This is a genomic window from Vibrio sp. 10N.286.48.C11 (assembly GCF_041469805.1).
In the GTDB taxonomy this organism is placed as follows: domain Bacteria; phylum Pseudomonadota; class Gammaproteobacteria; order Enterobacterales; family Vibrionaceae; genus Vibrio; species Vibrio crassostreae_C.
Map to the genome: position 1 here is coordinate 50,843 of NZ_JBFRLK010000015.1, position 17,524 is coordinate 68,366.

Consider the following 17,524-nt stretch of genomic DNA (forward strand, 5'->3'; position numbering starts at 1 on the left):
TATTTTAAGCCTTTAGACCTTGAGTTGATAAACAACCGGTCTTTTAATAAACAAGCTTAGAACTAATGTTCTTTAGTCAGTCCCATTAAAGCTTGCTGAGTTTCTGTGATTTTTGTCTGTGCCGTTTGCGGTGTTAGGATTCCAACCTGCTTTTTCGCTTCTTCTTCAGTAATCCCTAGGTGACAGCACAGTAAATCGATAGCCATTTGAGTGTTAGTACCTTCAACCATGATCCTTTCCTTTTTGTACATGGACTAGCCAATAAATCATCTGAAGTCACTGTAAACGGATTGTTATATCGACACCATACGACTTAGGTCTAATAGAGTGGATTTAATTCGGATATGGTCTCGTAATCAAATGTTGCAATTTAATGCTTAACCTTGTTTTCTTAATCTAAGACTATATGTATAAGTAAGTATAAGTCTTCAAGGTTGGAATCTATTGCTGTCTGCCTTGTCTATAACAATAAGTTTTATAAAAACAGCTTTCATGCGGAGATAAGTAATGAAGCGAGTAATGTTGTTCCTTGCAACTAACCTAGCGGTTGTATTGGTACTAAGTGTTGTTCTTAATGTTGTATACGCAGTTACAGGTATGCAACCCGGTAGCCTCTCAGGTTTATTGGTGATGGCTGCGGTATTTGGTTTTGGCGGCTCATTCATTTCATTAATGATGTCGAAGAAAATGGCGCTACGCTCGGTAGGCGGCATGGTCATTGAAAGCCCACGTAACGAAACAGAACATTGGTTGATGGAGACGGTAAGCCGTCAAGCTCAACAAGTTGGTATTGGTATGCCAACAGTGGCGATCTACGATTCGCCAGACATCAACGCATTCGCGACAGGTGCTAAGCGTGACGATTCATTGGTAGCAGTATCAACAGGCCTGCTGCACAACATGACGCGTGATGAAGCTGAAGCAGTATTAGCGCATGAAGTGAGCCACATCGCGAACGGTGATATGGTGACCATGACGTTAATGCAAGGTGTAGTGAACACGTTCGTTATCTTCCTATCTCGTTTCATCGCCAACATTGTTGCGTCGAATGACAACGAAGAAGAGGGTGGCAGCAACATGATGGTGTACTTCGGTGTGTCTATGGTGTTGGAATTGGTATTTGGTTTCTTAGCAAGCTTCATTACGATGTGGTACAGCCGTCATCGTGAATTCCATGCCGATGCAGGTGCAGCGAACCTAGTAGGTAAAGAGAAGATGATTGCAGCGCTAGAGCGCCTAAAGGTGAGCCATGAGCCACAACTAGAAGGTTCTATGATGGCATTTGGTATCAACGGTAAGAAGTCTCTAACAGAGCTTCTAATGAGCCACCCGCCGCTAGACAAGCGTATTGCTTCTCTACGTAACATGTAATCGCTACGTATTCTTCAGTCGCTAATCGACAAGATACATTTGAAAGGCTTCCTTCGGGAGGTCTTTTTTGATCTTGGCATCTAAGACAGTAAGTATTCGAGGAATAGGTGTCTGGCGATAGAGGGTTACTGGTGATGAAGCATTACGATATTGATTGGTTGATATCGCACGGATTGAGATGAGTAGGGTAATGATACTGGGTTGCTTTGTATTATTTTGCTGACGTCTCTTGTGCTCAATACACTTTGTTCCGCTCAACAAAAAGGCTTCCACATGGGAAGCCTTAGTCTATTCTGCGATTCGAAATTCGAATATTACAGCTTGTCAGTTAGCTCGATTGCTTGACCGATGTAGTTTGCTGGAGTCATCTCTTTCAGGCGAACTTTCTCGTCTTCAGGGATCTCAAGACCATCGATGAATGCACGCATGCCTTCGCCATCTACACGTTTACCACGAGTTAGCTCTTTTAGCTTCTCGTATGGTTTTTCGATGCCGTAACGACGCATTACTGTTTGTACTGGTTCAGCCAATACTTCCCAGTTCTTGTCTAGTTCAGCAAGTAGCGCAGCGCGGTTAACTTCAAGCTTGCTAATACCTTTCAGAGTCGAAGTGTATGCAATGATTGCGTAGCCAACACCCACACCTAGGTTACGAAGAACCGTAGAGTCAGTAAGGTCACGCTGCCAGCGAGAAACTGGAAGTTTTTGTGCAAGGTGGCTGAATACTGCGTTCGCTAGACCAAGGTTGCCTTCAGAGTTTTCGAAGTCAATTGGGTTAACTTTATGCGGCATTGTCGAAGAACCGATTTCGCCAGCAATAGTCTTCTGCTTGAAGTGACCAAGAGCGATGTAGCCCCAAACGTCACGGTCGAAGTCTAGAAGGATAGTGTTGAAACGAGCAATTGCATCGAATAGCTCAGCGATGTAATCGTGAGGTTCGATTTGAGTTGTGTACGGGTTCCAAGTTACGCCAAGAGATTCAGTGATGAACTCTTCGCTAAACTGGTGCCATTCAACTTCTGGGTATGCAGAAAGGTGTGCGTTGTAGTTACCTACAGCACCGTTGATTTTCGCTAGGATCTCAACGTTTTCGATTTGCTTGTATTGACGTTCCATACGGTACGCAACGTTAGCCATCTCTTTACCCATAGTAGAAGGAGAAGCTGGCTGACCGTGTGTACGAGACAGTAATGGAATATCACGGTACTCGTTCGCAAGTGCTTTGATAGCATCAATTACGTTACGGATTTCTGGAAGAATCACTGTGTCACGAGCTTCTTTAAGCATAAGCGCGTGAGAGGTGTTGTTGATGTCTTCAGAAGTACATGCAAAGTGAATAAATTCGTTTACAGCGTGAAGTTCAGGAACGCCAGCAACTTTCTCTTTCAAGAAGTACTCAACCGCTTTAACGTCGTGGTTAGTCGTGCGCTCGATCTCTTTGATACGTAGAGCATCTTCTTCGCTGAAGTTAGCGGCTAGTTCATCAAGAAACTGGTTAGCTTCTGCACTGAACGCTGGTACTTCTTTGATTGCATCAGTTGCTGCAAGCTTTTGTAACCAACGAATTTCAACGATAGAGCGGTACTTTAGTAGTCCAAACTCACTAAAGATGCTGCGTAATGCAATAGTCTTACTTCCGTAACGGCCGTCTACTGGTGAAACAGCAGTCAATGCTGACAGTTCCATGGTGTTCTCCTGAATTGAGTTTTCTAAATTTTGAGAGGTTTATACCAGTAACAATCTCAATTGTCACGCACATTGCGCAATCGTTTGCGTGAGAGTTGTGTTGATACAAAAAACAAGCTCGCGACGAGGCGCGAGCTAATAAACTACATTCGAGCTAGTAGGATTTGAGCCTGCTCGATCATCTTCTTACGACCGAAGATAAGGTGGCGACGTTTACCGCCAACTTGACGCCATAACACAGCGCTTCGAATCCCTGATAGAAGCAGTGCGCGAACCTTATGTTGGCTCGATGTCTGCTGAAGTACAGACGGAGTACCAGAAACCTGAATGCGAGGGCCGATAGGGCTGACGACATCAAGGTAGATACTTGCAAGGTTGCTGATCATTTGCTCGTCAAACAGATCAAAGTGTTCAGTTTGGCGCTCTGCAGTTTGAATGCGGTCACCAAGCTGAGACATAGAGTCGTTGCGAGAAGACAGCTTACGCTCAAGCGCCATCAAGCTGATGATGTAACGCGTGATATCGCTACCTGCTGGAGTACTATCGATACCTTTTACTAAGCACTCAAGGCCAAGCTTTAGGTTCGCTTCACGCCCAAATACGCCCACGGTATTCGATGGGTTGGTATTTAAAATGGCACTGAGTGAAGCTTCAAAGGCATCTTTATCACAATGGCCGTCTTTCGCTACTTGTTGAACCAAAGCCACAGCTTGGCAAATTCCGGCGAAAGCAATAGTACGGTCATAAAGTGTATTAGCCACGTAGTAACTCCTAGTTGTCTTCTATCGTTTGTTGTTCGTCGATTTGATTAGATGCGCTTTTCGATGATACCGCCACCAAGACAAACGTCGTCTAGGTAGAACACTGCCGATTGACCTGGGGTCACAGCAATCTGTGGCTCATCAAAAATAACCTTAATGTTCTCATCATCAATTGGGATGATTGTACAAGGAATATCTGTTTGACGGTAACGTGTTTTTACCGTGCATGTCATAACTTCAGTAATTGGTGTGCGATTTACCCAATGAAGTTGAGATGCGATCAAGCCTTCTGATTTCAGAAGAGGGTGGTCTTTACCTTGTACTGCGATAAGTACATTACGCTTAAGGTCTTTTTCACCAACAAACCATGGTTCTTCGTTACCGCCACCACCTTTAGTGCCGCCAATATGAAGGCCTTTACGCTGACCTAGCGTGTGGTACATCAAACCTTGGTGTTGACCAATCACTTGGCCTTCAGGTGTTTCGATGTTACCCGGTTGTGCTGGTAGGTATTTGCCTAGGAACTCAGTGAACTTGCGCTCACCGATAAAGCAGATGCCTGTTGAATCTTTCTTCTTAGCTGTGATCAAGTCTTGCTCTTCAGCAATACGTCGCACTTCTGGCTTCTCTAATTCACCGACAGGGAATAGGCTGCGTGCCACTTGATCTGAGCTTAGCGTGTATAGGAAATAACTTTGGTCTTTGTTGCTGTCTAGACCGCGTAGCATTTCTGGTTTTACGCCAGCATCAAGCTCTTCTTGAGTTGGGAAAGTACGACGAACGTAGTGACCCATCGCAATGTAGTCTGCGTCTAGCACTTCATCCGCAAACTCTAAGAATGCTTTAAATTTGATTTCTTTGTTACAAAGAATATCTGGGTTAGGTGTACGACCTGCTTTGTACTCTTCAAGGAAGTATTCGAATACGTTGTCCCAGTATTCTGCAGCAAAGTTGATAGTGTGAAGGTGGATACCTAGTTTGTCACATACCGCTTGAGCATCAGCAAGATCTTCAGCTGCCGTGCAGTATTCTTCGTTATCGTCTTCTTCCCAGTTTTTCATGAAAAGGCCTTCTACCTGATAGCCTTGTTGCTGAAGAAGATACGCCGATACTGACGAATCTACACCGCCGGACATACCGACAATTACTTTCTTTTCGCTGTTTCCAGAGCTGATATCTGACATGTCTAAACACCGTTACTATTACTTGGTCGCAGATTCTAACAGAAAGAGAAACGCCGTGACAGATCCGAGACCGGAATCACAGTTTCATTTGCACAAATAGTGCGCTGACTTTGTTAGAGAATCGCATGAGAGCGAGGTGAGTCGCTAGGATGTCAGAAGTATATGTGGCATAGTCGCTCGAAATCCAAGACCTGAGATAAAAAAATGTCTGAACAAAATGAATTTATGCAAGAAGAAGAGCTGATTGAGATCATCGAGAACCAGCTTGAAGATGGCGAACCAGTGAAAGTGAAAGAGACGTTGATGCGTTTAATGATGACAGGCACTCCACGTGAAGAAGCAATTGCGGCTATGGCATGTGCACTGGCAATTGAAGTATTTGACGTTATGAAAAACGGCGCGGAGTTTAATCAAAAACGTTACGCGGAGCATTTGGGCATGCTGCCTGATTTAAGCTTTATGGAAGGCGAATAAAAAAAACCTTCAGCAAACGTTTGCTATAGTTTGAAAGATTGCCGCGTTAAATATAGCGCGGTAGAATCCGCCACCTATTTCCCCTTGACTTAGACTAGCCCTATGAAATTCCCTGGACAACGTAAATCAAAGCACTACTTTCCGGTTCACGCTCGTGATCCTCTAGTGAGCCAAGCTCAAAGCAGTAAAAGAATGTCACGCACTCATATTATCGGTATTGACCAAACATTGGTGGATATTGAAGCAAAGGTGAGTTCTGAACTTATTGAGAAGTATGGTTTGAGCAAGGGACATTCACTGGTTATTGGCGACGCAGCCGCTGAATCTTTGTATCAAGAATTAAAAGAGCAGTGCCTGATTACCAATGAATACGCTGGTGGCACAATTGGTAACACATTACACAACTATTCAGTGCTAGCGGATGACCGTTCTACACTGTTAGGTGTAATGAGCCAAGATATTAAGATTGGTAGTTACGGTTATCGCTATTTATGTAATACATCAAGCAGAATGGATCTGAACCATTTACAAGGGGTAGATGGCGCAATTGGTCGCTGCTTTGCATTAATTACAGAAGACGGTGAACGTACTTTCGCAATTAGCGAAGGACAAATGAACCAATTAAAACCAGAAAGCATTCCTGAAAAAATCTTCAAAAGTGCTTCTGCTTTAGTTTTAACGGCTTATTTAGTTCGCTGTAAGCCAGGCGACCCGATGCCTGAAGCAACAATGAAAGCGATCGAATACGCGAAGAAATACGATGTGCCAGTCGTTCTTACACTAGGTACTAAGTTCGTTATTCAAGATGATCCAGAATTCTGGAAAGATTTCCTTGAGCAACACGTAACGGTTGTTGCAATGAATGAAGACGAAGCTGAAGCGTTAACGGGTGAAAGCGATCCACTGGCTGCATCAGATAAAGCGCTAGACTGGGTAGACCTTGTTCTATGTACTGCGGGACCTGTTGGCCTATTTATGGCTGGTTATACAGAAGATGCAGCTAAGCGTGAAACGTCACTGCCTTTACTTCCAGGTTCAATTGCGGAATTCAACCGTTTTGAATTTAGCCGTCCTGCGCATAAAGATTTATGTGAAAACCCAACTAAAGTGTATTCGCACATTGCGCCATACATGGGTGGACCAGAAAAGATCAAAAATACCAATGGTGCAGGTGATGCTGCGTTATCAGCTTTATTACATGATATGGCTGCTAATAAGTACCACAAAGAAAACGTGCCAAACTCAAGTAAACACCAACATTCATTCTTGACGTACTCTTCGTTCTCACAAGTTTGTAAATATTCTAACCGTGCTAGCTATGAAGTGTTGGTTCAACACTCTCCACGTTTATCTCGTGGCCTTCCTGAAAGAGAAGATAGCCTAGAAGAAGCGTACTGGGAAAGATAAGTTACTTTCTTTAATCAGTAGTACTATCAGTATCAGTTGGTTTCTAATACTGATAGTACAAATATAAAAAAGGCTCCGAAAGGAGCCTTTTTTGTTTCTGAATATATTGAAGTCGTAAATAATACTTTGGTCGACTTAAATATTAATTCTATCGCTTAGCGTGTAATTGATTACTCACTAAGTAAACTAAATGTTTAGATAGCAAACTCTTCTAGAGATTTACCAGCATCTAGCTGTTCTTGGATAGCTGAAGGCGTACGGCCTTGACCTGTCCAAGTCTTCTCGTCGCCGTTTGCGTCTACGTATTTGTATTTCGCTGGGCGAGGAGCGCGTTTAGCTTTTGTTGTTTTAGATTTTGCTTCACCAGAAAGTGCAGCAATAAGATCGGCAACATCAATTCCGTCTTTTGCAATTTGTTCAGCAATAGCAGAAAGCTTAGCTTCTTGCTCTGCTTTAGCAGCACGCTCTTCAGCTTCAGACTCTTGACGCTCTTGTACAACAATAGTCAGCTTGTCTAGCGCTTCTTCAAGTTGCTCAAGAGTTAATTCACGTGAGAACGCACGAAGGCTGCGGATATTTAATAGAGTTTTTGTTAATTCAGACATGATATTTTCCATCAAGGTAAACTAAATAATCTTCCTAATAATAAACAGAGCCTAGGAATAAAACAAATAGTATTTCTTCTATTACATATTTAAATATAAAAGTGAGATGAATAGTTGAAAATTCAGAGCAGTATTTCTATTGAATTTATAATAATTATTAAGAATATCTTAAAAAATGATATGTGACAGGTGGAGTAGTCAACTTATGTAGACTATTCTTCTATTGATTAGTTCATTAACAAAAAGCTATTTTTCTCGGAATGATATGTTGCATTGTTGCTCTTGATGAGTACAATTGCGGCTACCTGATGCGAGGTGTTGGTTAATTTGTTGTTAAACTCTGGTTTACACGGTTAATAATGTTATCGCACGTAGAGGTGCAATTATAAAAAGTAACTTCCGTTGGGGTGATGCCAATGAACGGGAATGAAAGGTGTAATTGCCGAAGTAAATTGTATATCTAAGCAATTTGCTGGGGTTGTGCTCAATAGGTACAACACTGCCATAGTCTTAATTTTAAACTATGGAGCGCTACTGTAGGGTTGGGTGAAGTGTTCACTTCCCTTTCGCTTAGTTCAACATGAGCTTGGTCAGCCGTATCAAGTTTGTCTGCAGTAGATCTCTAGCCAAATAAAAAACTGGTTTTTGAAGATCATGAATTTAATAGATTTTGCAACATCACCTTTATCTTTGCTTCCGCCCCTTGTGGCTTTGAGCCTTGCTATTGTTACCCGCCGTGTATTGGTTTCTTTGGGTGTCGGTATCATCATGGGTGCGATTCTACTTGCTGATTACTCAGTAGGTAACGCAGCTAGCTACGTGTTTACTAAAGCATCTGGTGTTTTCATCGAAGATGGTGGCATCAACACTTGGAACATGAGCATCATTGCATTCCTAATTATTCTTGGAATGACAACGGCATTATTAACACTGTCTGGCGGTACTCGCGCATTCGCGGAGTGGGCACAGTCTCGCGTTAAGAGTAAACGTGGTTCAAAACTACTTGCTGCTTTCTTAGGTGTATTCATCTTTGTTGATGACTACTTTAACAGCCTAGCGGTTGGTGCTATCTCTCGTCCTGTAACAGACCGCTTCTATGTATCTCGCGCTAAGCTTGCTTATATCCTAGATTCAACTGCGGCTCCTATGTGTGTGATCATGCCTGCTTCTAGCTGGGGTGCTTACATCATCACGATCATTGGTGGCATCTTAGTGACACACGGTGTGACAGAGTATTCTGCACTGGGTGCTTACGTTCGTCTTATCCCAATGAACTTCTACGCTGTATTCGCACTACTAATGGTGTTCGCAGTAGCATGGTTCGGTCTAGACGTTGGTAAGATGCGTGAGCATGAGATCGAAGCATCTCAAGGCCGTGGCTTTGAAGGTGACAACGATCAAAAGCAAGCTCACGATCTAAACGAAGAGTTAGATATCGAAGAGAGCGAAAACGGTTCAGTTTCTGATCTTGTTATGCCAATCGTATCGCTAATTGTAGCGACAGTGGCTGCAATGCTTTACACAGGCGGCCAAGCGCTGGCTGCTGATGGCCAAGCATTCAACCTTCTAGGCGCATTCGAAAACACGGATGTAGGTAAGTCTCTTGTTTACGGTGGTGTTATTGGCTTACTAGTAGCACTAGCGACAGTATTCAAGCAAAAGCTATCTATGACTGATATCGCAAGAACAATGTGGATCGGTGCTAGCTCTATGTTTGGCGCGATTCTGATTCTTGTGTTTGCATGGACTATCGGTTCTGTTATCGGCGACATGAAAACGGGTTCTTACCTATCGTCTCTAGTAACAGGCAGCATTGATTACCACTGGTTACCGGTTATGTTGTTCCTTCTAGCGGGCGTTATGGCGTTCTCTACAGGTACATCTTGGGGTACGTTCGGTATCATGCTACCAATCGCGGGTGATATGGCTGCAGCATCGGATATCGCACTGATTCTTCCAATGCTAAGTGCGGTTCTAGCGGGTGCAGTATTTGGTGACCACTGTTCTCCAATCTCAGATACGACGATTCTGTCTTCTACTGGTGCTCGTTGTAACCACATCGACCACGTCTCGACTCAGCTTCCATACGCGTTGTCTGTAGCGTTCGTATCGTGCATTGGTTTCATCACTCTAGGTATGACATCTTCAATTGGCATCGCATTTGGCGCAGCGTCTCTAACGTTTGTTGCTGTATGTTTTGCATTGGCTTACTTCTCTCGCTGCAAAATGGCGACGTGCAAAAGCTAAAATTGAAAGTTAATCAGTAAACTATCAGGGAGGCGTTTGCCTCCCTTTTTTGTGCCTGTTAATTTAATTTTAAGTTTCGTGAAAAAAGTTCGAATAAATGGTTGAAAAAGGATGTCAGCTTAGTTAGTGTGGAGACAAGACAGCAAACAACCTAAGAGCTGATAAGTATGCGTAAATTAGTAATGAACATTCATCACCATCATCACCCTATCTAGTCTTTCGGGGAGATTTACGTATACCCGGGAGCAAGATTACTCCCGGAGGTTAAGTCAAAAGAATTTAGATTTAAACCCTCGGGATGACAAAGTCCCCGAGGGTTTTTTAGTTTTAGCGCTTTTAAATAATCAATAAATTCAAATATTTGCACAGGGATACAGCAATGCAGACACAACGCCTAAGAATCGCAATTCAAAAGAAAGGTCGCTTAAGTAAAGAGTGCCAAGATCTACTTAAAAAATGTGGTGTTAAATTTAACATCATGGGTGAGCGCTTAGTTGTTCATTCACTAAATATGCCAATCGACTTGTTATTAGTTCGTGATGACGACATCCCAGGTCTTATCATGGATGGTGTGGTTGACCTTGGTTTCATCGGTGAAAACGAACTAGAAGAAGTTCGCCTAGACCGTGTTGCTTTAAAAGAGCCATCAGAGTTTCGCACACTACGTCGTTTAGACTTCGGTGGTTGCCGCCTTTCTATCGCGATTAACAAAGACGAAGAATACAACGGCCCACAAGATCTAGCAGGCAAACGTATTGCGACAACTTACCCACAACTACTGAAAGCCTACATGGACGAGCAGGGTGTTGAATTTAGCGCTTGTATGCTAACGGGGTCGGTTGAAGTTGCGCCTCGCGCAGGCCTAGCAGACGCTATCGCTGATTTAGTTTCTACAGGTGCAACGCTTGAAGCGAACGGCCTAAAAGAAGCAGAAGCTATCTTCCAATCGAAAGCAACACTGATTCAACGTGTTGGCGACTTCGACGCAGACAAGACCGCACTGATTGAAAAACTACTGACTCGTATGCAGGGTGTTCAACAAGCGAAAGAGTCGAAGTACATCATGCTTCACGCGCCAACCTCTCAACTAGAGCAAATCAAAGCACTACTGCCTGGTGCTGAAGATCCAACGGTTCTTCCTCTATCTACAGACAAAGACAAAGTTGCCGTGCACCTAGTAAGTACAGAGAACTTGTTCTGGGAAACAATGGAACAGCTGAAAGAGTTGGGTGCAAGCTCGATTCTAGTATTACCAATCGAAAAAATGATGGGGTAGTGACGATGAGAACCGTTGTTTGGCAATCTTTAAGTGAATCACAGCAAGACTCGGTATTAGAGCGTCCAGCTATTACTGAAGGTGCAAACATCACAGCGACTGTTTCTGATGTTATTGCAAAAGTACGAAATGAAGGCGATGCCGCGCTTAAAAAGCTGACTGCAAAGTTTGATGGTGTAACTCCAGAATCTATCCGAGTCAGTTCGGGTGAGATTGAAGAGGCGTGTGCTCGTCTAACACCAGAGATGAAGCAAGCGTTAGAGCAAGCTTATAGCAACATTGCTAAGTTTCACGAAGCTCAAAAGCCGCAGCCAATTAAGGTTGAGACACAGCCTGGTGTTGTGTGTGAGCAAGTGACGCGCGCGATTAATACTGTTGGCCTTTATATTCCCGGTGGCAGTGCGCCACTACCGTCAACGGTTCTTATGTTAGGTGTTCCTGCTCAAATCGCAGGTTGTCGTAAGGTTGTGCTTTGTTCACCTCCGCCAATCGCTGATGAAATCTTGTATGTCGCTAAGCTTTGTAAGATCGACGAAGTTTACAACGTTGGTGGTGGTCAAGCGGTTGCAGCAATGGCTTACGGTACCGAGAGTGTGGCTAAAGTCGATAAGATCTTCGGCCCAGGTAATGCCTACGTTACGGAAGCAAAGCGCCAAGTGAGTAATGACTTCCGCGGAGCAGCTATTGATATGCCAGCTGGCCCATCTGAAGTGTTAGTGATTGCTGATGAAACGGCTGATGCAGACTTCATTGCAGCGGATTTGTTGAGCCAAGCGGAACACGGGCCTGACTCTCAAGTAGTATTGGTAACTCCATCTCCAGTGGTTGCAGACCAAGTAACAGAAGCGGTTCAAAAGCAACTGAAAGAACTGTCTCGTGCGAACATCGCTCAGCAAGCATTGGCTTCAAGCTTAATCATCATTGCTGAATCGATCACTCAAGCGATTGCGATTTCGAATTTCTACGGTCCTGAGCACTTGATCGTTCAAACCAAGAACCCACGTGAATTGCTGCCATTGCTAGATAATGCAGGCTCAATTTTCCTTGGTGACTGGTCTCCAGAATCTGCAGGTGACTACGCATCCGGCACAAACCACGTTCTTCCGACTTACGGTTATACCAAGACGTATTCAAGCCTAGGTTTGGCTGATTTCTCTAAGCGAATGACGGTGCAGGAGCTAACAGCCGATGGGTTGAAAGGCCTAGCGCCAACAGTAGTAACAATGGCGGAAGCCGAAGGTTTGGATGCACACAAACGTGCGGTGACCATCCGAGTTGAAAAATTAAATCGATTTGAACAGCTAAATAAAGCGAAATAAGGGTAGGGCATGGAAAAGTTAGCAAGAAAACAAGTTCAGGCTCTAACACCTTACTTGTCTGCAAGACGCATAGGCGGTACTGGTGATGTATGGCTAAACGCCAACGAATCTCCGTTTGATAACGAGTACAACCTGAACTTGTCTCGTCTTAACCGTTACAGCGAATGTCAGCCAAAAGAGCTGATTGATGCTTACGCTCAATACGCAGGCGTGAAATCAGAGCAAACTCTGACAACGCGTGGTGCTGACGAAGGTATTGAATTACTGATTCGTGCTTTCTGTGAGCCGAACGAAGACGCTATTCTTTACTGCCCACCCACTTACGGTATGTACGCAATCAGTGCAGAGACGATTGGTGTTGAGCGTAAGGTTGTGCCTCTGACTTCTGAATGGCAATTGGATCTTCCAGCTATCGAAGCTCAGCTCGACAACGTAAAAGTGGTGTTTGTTTGTAGCCCAAATAACCCAACCGGTAATTTGGTTGATCGCAAAGACATCATCAAGTTGCTTGAAATGACACAAGACAAAGCGATTGTGGTGATGGATGAAGCGTATATCGATTTTTGTCCAGAAGCGTCAACCGTTGATTTGCTTGAGCAATATCCAAACCTAGCGATTCTGCGCACCTTGTCGAAGGCCTTTGCTTTGGCGGGCTTACGTTGTGGCTTTACGCTAGCGAACAAAGAGCTTATCGATGTACTGTTGAAAGTGATTGCTCCTTATCCAGTGCCAATCCCTGTTGCTGACATTGCCGTTCAAGCACTTTCAGAGCAAGGACTCGCGCGAGCTAAGTTCCAAGTTCTGGATTTAAGTGCTAACCGAGCGTATTTGCAGGCGGGTCTATTAGGTATGCCTCAAGTGACGGTTTTTGATGGCTGGGGTAACTACTTACTGGTGAAATTCCCGAACGGCGATGAGTTATTTAAAGCGGCTTGGGATACGGGCATTATTTTGCGTAATTCACCTATTGAAGACTGTGTTCGTATTAGTATTGGTAACCGCGAAGAGTGCGAAAAGACACTTGGATTCATTCGTAACTTTTATCAGTAACGAAAGGCTTACCAGTAATAACATTTGCCAGTTTGAGTTGATTAATCGCAGATTGGCAAGTGAAACCAATATTTTGGGTTAGCGTTTGATTTTAGCTAGGCCACCAGATTTAAAATTAAAAGGAAGTTCAAGTGAGTAAACAACAGAAAATACTTTTTATAGACCGTGACGGCACCTTAATTGTAGAGCCGCCAGTTGACTTTCAAGTAGATCGTTTAGACAAGCTAAAATTCGAACCGCGAGTAATTCCTAGCCTACTTGCACTGCAAGACGCTGGTTACCGTCTAGTGATGGTGACTAACCAAGATGGTCTAGGTACCGATAGCTACCCACAAGAAGATTTCGATGCACCACACAATATGATGATGGAGTTCTTCGAATCTCAAGGCGTTAAGTTTGACGACGTGCTTATTTGCCCTCACTTTGACGAAGACAACTGCTCTTGCCGTAAGCCTAAACTGGGTATGGTTAAAGAGTACCTACAAGGCGGTAAAGTCGATTTCCAACACTCTGTTGTGATTGGCGACCGAATGACGGATCTTCAACTGGCAGAGAACATGGCAATCCGCGGTATTCAATATAGCCCGGATGCGGAAACTGAAGGCACGCTTAACTGGCCACAAATCGTTAAAGATCTGACGGTTAATGCGCGTATTGCTGAAGTAGTTCGTACCACTAAAGAAACAGATATCAAGGTTGCAGTAAACCTTGATGAAACCGGTGGCAACAAGATCGATACCGGCATGGGTTTCTTCGACCACATGCTTGATCAAATCGCGACACACGGTGGTTTCCAAATGAACCTGACTGTGAAAGGCGATCTGCACATCGATGATCACCACACAGTAGAAGATACCGCTCTTGCTTTAGGCCAAGCATTGAAAGATGCACTAGGCGACAAACGTGGTATTGGCCGTTTTGGTTTCAGCCTACCAATGGATGAGTGTTTGGCTCAGTGTGCGTTAGACCTTTCTGGTCGCCCATACCTGAAGTTCGATGCTAAATTCAGCCGTGAGCAAGTGGGTGATCTTTCAACCGAGATGGTGGTTCACTTCTTCCGTTCTCTAACTGACACATTGGCTTGCACGCTACACCTTTCTTCTGATGGCAATAATGATCACCACATCATTGAGAGCCTGTTCAAAGCGTTTGGCCGTACTCTTCGCCAAGCAATCAAAGTTGAAGGTAATGAGTTACCAAGCAGCAAAGGCGTCCTGTAAGGCTAACGTTAGCAAGGAAAAAACAATGAAAGATCAAAAAGTCGTCATCATTGATACTGGGTGTGCCAACGTTTCTTCGGTTAAATTTGCCATTGAACGTTTGGGTTACGCAGTTGAAATTTCAAAAGAACCTGAAGTTGTTCTTGCTGCCGATAAGCTATTCCTACCCGGTGTAGGTACAGCAAGTGAGGCAATGAAGAACCTGCAAGAGCGCGACCTTGTTTCTCTTGTGAAGAAAGTAGAGAAGCCTCTGCTTGGTATTTGTTTAGGTATGCAACTGTTAGGCAAATTATCTCAAGAGAAAGGCCAAAAGGCTGACGAGTTAGTTGAATGTCTAGGTTTGTGTGGTGGTGAAGTGCGTTTACTCGAAACGGGCGATTTGCCATTACCACACATGGGTTGGAACACAGTAACTTCGACACCTAACCATCCTTTGTTTAAAGATATTGAAGAAGGCGAGTATTTCTACTTCGTTCACAGCTTCGCAATGCCAGTGGGCGACTACACAATCGCACAATGTGATTACGGTAATCCGTTTACAGCGGCGGTTCAAAGTGGCAATTATTATGGTGTTCAGTTCCACCCAGAGCGATCTTCGAAAGCTGGCTCTAAGCTGATTCAGAACTTCTTGGAATTGTAATAAGGATTAGGCAGCGGCTAACGTTGCCATATAAGGAATGTAAATGATTATTCCCGCGTTAGATTTAATTGAAGGTCAAGTAGTTCGCTTATTCCAAGGAGACTACGGGCAAGTAACAGAATACAAAGTAGACCCAGCAGAGCAGTTTAACCTGTATCACCAAGCTGGCGCAGGTTGGCTGCATCTTGTTGACTTAACGGGTGCAAAAGACACAACGGCTCGTCAGTTAGACTTGATTGCTAAGCTACTTGCTAGCACGCCTGCGAACATCCAGATTGGTGGTGGCGTGCGTAACGAACAAGATGTCGTTGACCTACTGGAAGCTGGTGCACAGCGCGTTGTGGTTGGTTCTACAGCAGTTAAGCAACCAGAGCTGGTTAAAGGTTGGATGGAAAAGTACGGCGCTGAAAAAATCGTGCTTGCTCTGGACATCAACATCGATGAAAGCGGCACACGTAAAGTGGCAATTTCAGGTTGGCAAGAAGATTCAGGCGTGACTATTGAAGCGCTGATTGAAGACTACCTAACAGTGGGTCTTAAACACGTTCTATGTACTGACATTTCACGTGATGGCACGCTAGAAGGATCAAACGTCGAGCTTTACGTTGACCTTTGTAAACAGTACCCACAGGTTCAATTCCAATCATCGGGCGGCATTGGCAGCCTAGCGGATATCGAAGCTCTAAAAGGCAGCGGTGTTGCGGGTGTGATTGTTGGTCGTGCGTTACTTGATGGCAAGTTTACCGCAGAGGAGGCATTTGCATGTTGGCAAAGCGAATAATCCCTTGTTTGGATGTCCGTGACGGACAAGTGGTTAAGGGCGTTCAGTTCCGTAACCACGAAATTATTGGTGACATCGTTCCGCTAGCACAACGCTATGCAGAAGAGGGCGCCGATGAATTGGTATTTTATGACATCACCGCATCAAGTGATGGCCGTGTGGTCGATAAAAGCTGGGTGAAACGCGTAGCTGAAGTGATCGATATCCCTTTCTGTGTCGCTGGTGGTATTAAATCAGCAGAAGATGCAGCGCGCATCCTTGAGTTTGGTGCGGATAAAGTGTCAATCAACTCACCGGCATTGGCTAATCCACAGCTGATTACTGACCTTGCTGATAAGTTTGGCGTTCAGTGTATCGTTGTCGGTATCGATTCATACTTCGACAAAGAAACCGGTAAATATCAGGTTTACCAATTTACAGGCGATGAAGCGCGTACTAAAGCAACCAAATGGGAAACCAAAGATTGGGTGCAGGAAGTACAGAAGCGTGGCGCAGGTGAGATTGTGTTAAACATGATGAACCAAGATGGCGTTCGTAACGGCTATGATATCGATCAGTTAAACATGGTGCGTGAAGTGTGTAATGTGCCATTGATTGCCTCTGGTGGCGCTGGTGCAATGGAGCACTTTGCTGAAGCTTATAAAAAGACCAACGTGGATGGAGCACTTGCGGCTTCGGTATTCCACAAACAAGTCATCAATATTGGTGAACTTAAACAGTATTTAAAACAACAAGATGTAGAGGTGCGACTATGAGTTTTGAACCCGTAAGCTTATCAAAAACAGAAGTAGGCGCATTGTCAGAGCGTATTAACTGGGAAAAAGTAGATGGCTTAGTGCCAGCGATTGTTCAAGATTACCAGTCAAGCCAAGTGCTAATGATGGGATACATGAACCCAGCCGCACTTGAGAAAACGGGTGAAACTGGCAATGTGACGTTTTTCTCTCGCACAAAAGAGCGTCTTTGGACGAAAGGTGAAACGTCGGGCAATGTATTGCAACTGCAAAACATCGCCTTGGACTGTGACAGCGACACCTTACTGGTTAAAGTTAATCCCATTGGTCCAACGTGCCACACAGGTACAACAACGTGTTGGGATGGAGACAAGCAAGAAGAGTCTCAGATGGTGTGGCTTCATCAGCTTGAGCAGCTATTGGCTGCCCGCAAGGACGCCGATCCTGAATCTTCTTATACTGCCAGTCTATATGCCCGTGGCACCAAGCGTATTTCGCAAAAAGTGGGCGAAGAAGGCGTTGAAGTCGCGCTTGCGGCGACGTCGGGCGATAAGGCGGAGTTAGTGTGTGAATCAGCAGATTTGATTTACCACCTAATGGTTCTTCTTCAAGACCAAGGCTTATCGATGGATGATGTGGTAAACAAGCTGAAAGAGCGTCATAAGTAAGCTCTCTTTAGATTAATAGAACCGCGTAAAAGACAGACAAAAGCCCCGCAAACAAACATGTTTACGGGGCTTTTTAGTTTTTTAATTTTCAAGATTTCAAGA

17 protein-coding genes, 1 riboswitch and 1 other annotated feature are annotated in these 17,524 nt (G+C 44.3%); of the genes, 12 read left to right on the plus strand and 5 right to left on the minus strand.

The window, feature by feature from the left end; translation table 11 throughout:
• Positions 1 to 62: 62 nt before the first annotated feature.
• A complete protein-coding gene (locus AB4209_RS05425) occupies positions 63 to 230 on the minus strand; it encodes a hypothetical protein (protein WP_017060256.1) in 168 nt (55 codons plus the stop codon).
• Between the two features lie 277 nt (positions 231 to 507).
• On the opposite strand from AB4209_RS05425, the gene htpX reads away from it, so the two are divergent.
• Positions 508 to 1,371: a protease HtpX gene (gene htpX / locus AB4209_RS05430; RefSeq protein WP_372055086.1), complete on the plus strand. Its 864-nt coding sequence runs from the start codon at positions 508 to 510 to the stop codon at positions 1,369 to 1,371.
• Positions 1,372 to 1,685: 314 nt separating this feature from the next.
• On the opposite strand, the gene purB is transcribed toward htpX, so the two are convergent.
• The 3 genes from purB to mnmA all read right to left on the minus strand — a co-directional run bounded on the left by purB (position 1,686) and on the right by mnmA (position 5,001).
• A complete protein-coding gene (gene purB, locus AB4209_RS05435) occupies positions 1,686 to 3,056 on the minus strand; it encodes an adenylosuccinate lyase (protein WP_017068077.1) in 1,371 nt (456 codons plus the stop codon).
• Between the two features lie 143 nt (positions 3,057 to 3,199).
• On the minus strand, positions 3,200 to 3,817 hold the full coding sequence (gene hflD, locus AB4209_RS05440) for a high frequency lysogenization protein HflD (protein ID WP_017060259.1): 618 nt from the start codon (positions 3,815 to 3,817) through the stop codon (positions 3,200 to 3,202).
• Positions 3,818 to 3,864: 47 nt separating this feature from the next.
• On the minus strand, positions 3,865 to 5,001 hold the full coding sequence (mnmA, locus tag AB4209_RS05445; protein WP_048609389.1) for a tRNA 2-thiouridine(34) synthase MnmA: 1,137 nt from the start codon (positions 4,999 to 5,001) through the stop codon (positions 3,865 to 3,867).
• 204 nt (positions 5,002 to 5,205) lie between these two features.
• Here mnmA and AB4209_RS05450 point away from each other — a divergent pair, with 204 nt between their 5' ends.
• Complete coding sequence (locus AB4209_RS05450) at positions 5,206 to 5,475, plus strand: hypothetical protein (protein ID WP_010439986.1); 270 nt, start codon at positions 5,206 to 5,208, stop codon at positions 5,473 to 5,475.
• A gap of 102 nt (positions 5,476 to 5,577) precedes the next feature.
• Positions 5,578 to 6,882, plus strand: coding sequence for an inosine/guanosine kinase (locus tag AB4209_RS05455; protein WP_017060261.1), 1,305 nt, complete (start codon positions 5,578 to 5,580; stop codon positions 6,880 to 6,882).
• A gap of 194 nt (positions 6,883 to 7,076) precedes the next feature.
• On the opposite strand, the gene AB4209_RS05460 is transcribed toward AB4209_RS05455, so the two are convergent.
• Positions 7,077 to 7,487: an H-NS family nucleoid-associated regulatory protein gene (locus AB4209_RS05460; protein WP_017060262.1), complete on the minus strand. Its 411-nt coding sequence runs from the start codon at positions 7,485 to 7,487 to the stop codon at positions 7,077 to 7,079.
• 364 nt (positions 7,488 to 7,851) lie between these two features.
• Positions 7,852 to 8,029: riboswitch (Lysine riboswitch) on the plus strand.
• Between the two features lie 112 nt (positions 8,030 to 8,141).
• Between AB4209_RS05460 and AB4209_RS05465 the strand changes: the two genes are divergently transcribed.
• From AB4209_RS05465 to hisIE, 9 genes are all read left to right on the plus strand, one after another.
• Entirely contained in the window at positions 8,142 to 9,734 is a 1,593-nt protein-coding gene (locus AB4209_RS05465) for a Na+/H+ antiporter NhaC family protein (RefSeq protein ID WP_017060263.1), read from the plus strand.
• A 190-nt stretch (positions 9,735 to 9,924) separates the two neighbouring features.
• Positions 9,925 to 10,060 (plus strand) — a sequence feature (His leader region).
• A 53-nt stretch (positions 10,061 to 10,113) separates the two neighbouring features.
• Complete coding sequence (gene hisG / locus AB4209_RS05470; RefSeq protein WP_029223133.1) at positions 10,114 to 11,010, plus strand: ATP phosphoribosyltransferase; 897 nt, start codon at positions 10,114 to 10,116, stop codon at positions 11,008 to 11,010.
• On the plus strand, positions 11,010 to 12,329 hold the full coding sequence (gene hisD / locus AB4209_RS05475) for a histidinol dehydrogenase (protein WP_102429165.1): 1,320 nt from the start codon (positions 11,010 to 11,012) through the stop codon (positions 12,327 to 12,329). The genes hisG and hisD overlap by 1 nt, the downstream gene beginning before the upstream one ends.
• A gap of 9 nt (positions 12,330 to 12,338) precedes the next feature.
• Positions 12,339 to 13,379 (plus strand): histidinol-phosphate transaminase, encoded by a 1,041-nt coding sequence (hisC, locus tag AB4209_RS05480; protein ID WP_017060266.1) that lies wholly within the window; start codon positions 12,339 to 12,341, stop codon positions 13,377 to 13,379.
• Between the two features lie 131 nt (positions 13,380 to 13,510).
• Positions 13,511 to 14,599: a bifunctional histidinol-phosphatase/imidazoleglycerol-phosphate dehydratase HisB gene (gene hisB / locus AB4209_RS05485; RefSeq protein ID WP_017067390.1), complete on the plus strand. Its 1,089-nt coding sequence runs from the start codon at positions 13,511 to 13,513 to the stop codon at positions 14,597 to 14,599.
• Positions 14,600 to 14,624: 25 nt separating this feature from the next.
• Positions 14,625 to 15,239: an imidazole glycerol phosphate synthase subunit HisH gene (gene hisH, locus AB4209_RS05490; RefSeq protein WP_372055089.1), complete on the plus strand. Its 615-nt coding sequence runs from the start codon at positions 14,625 to 14,627 to the stop codon at positions 15,237 to 15,239.
• 43 nt (positions 15,240 to 15,282) lie between these two features.
• The gene (gene hisA / locus AB4209_RS05495; RefSeq protein WP_012604374.1) at positions 15,283 to 16,020 is read left to right on the plus strand and encodes a 1-(5-phosphoribosyl)-5-[(5-phosphoribosylamino)methylideneamino]imidazole-4-carboxamide isomerase; all 738 of its coding nucleotides are present in this window, start codon (positions 15,283 to 15,285) and stop codon (positions 16,018 to 16,020) included.
• The gene (gene hisF / locus AB4209_RS05500) at positions 16,002 to 16,775 is read left to right on the plus strand and encodes an imidazole glycerol phosphate synthase subunit HisF (protein ID WP_017060270.1); all 774 of its coding nucleotides are present in this window, start codon (positions 16,002 to 16,004) and stop codon (positions 16,773 to 16,775) included. Before hisA ends, hisF begins: the two co-directional genes overlap by 19 nt.
• On the plus strand, positions 16,772 to 17,422 hold the full coding sequence (gene hisIE, locus AB4209_RS05505; RefSeq protein ID WP_017060271.1) for a bifunctional phosphoribosyl-AMP cyclohydrolase/phosphoribosyl-ATP diphosphatase HisIE: 651 nt from the start codon (positions 16,772 to 16,774) through the stop codon (positions 17,420 to 17,422). Before hisF ends, hisIE begins: the two co-directional genes overlap by 4 nt.
• The last annotated feature ends 102 nt before the right edge of the window (positions 17,423 to 17,524 follow it).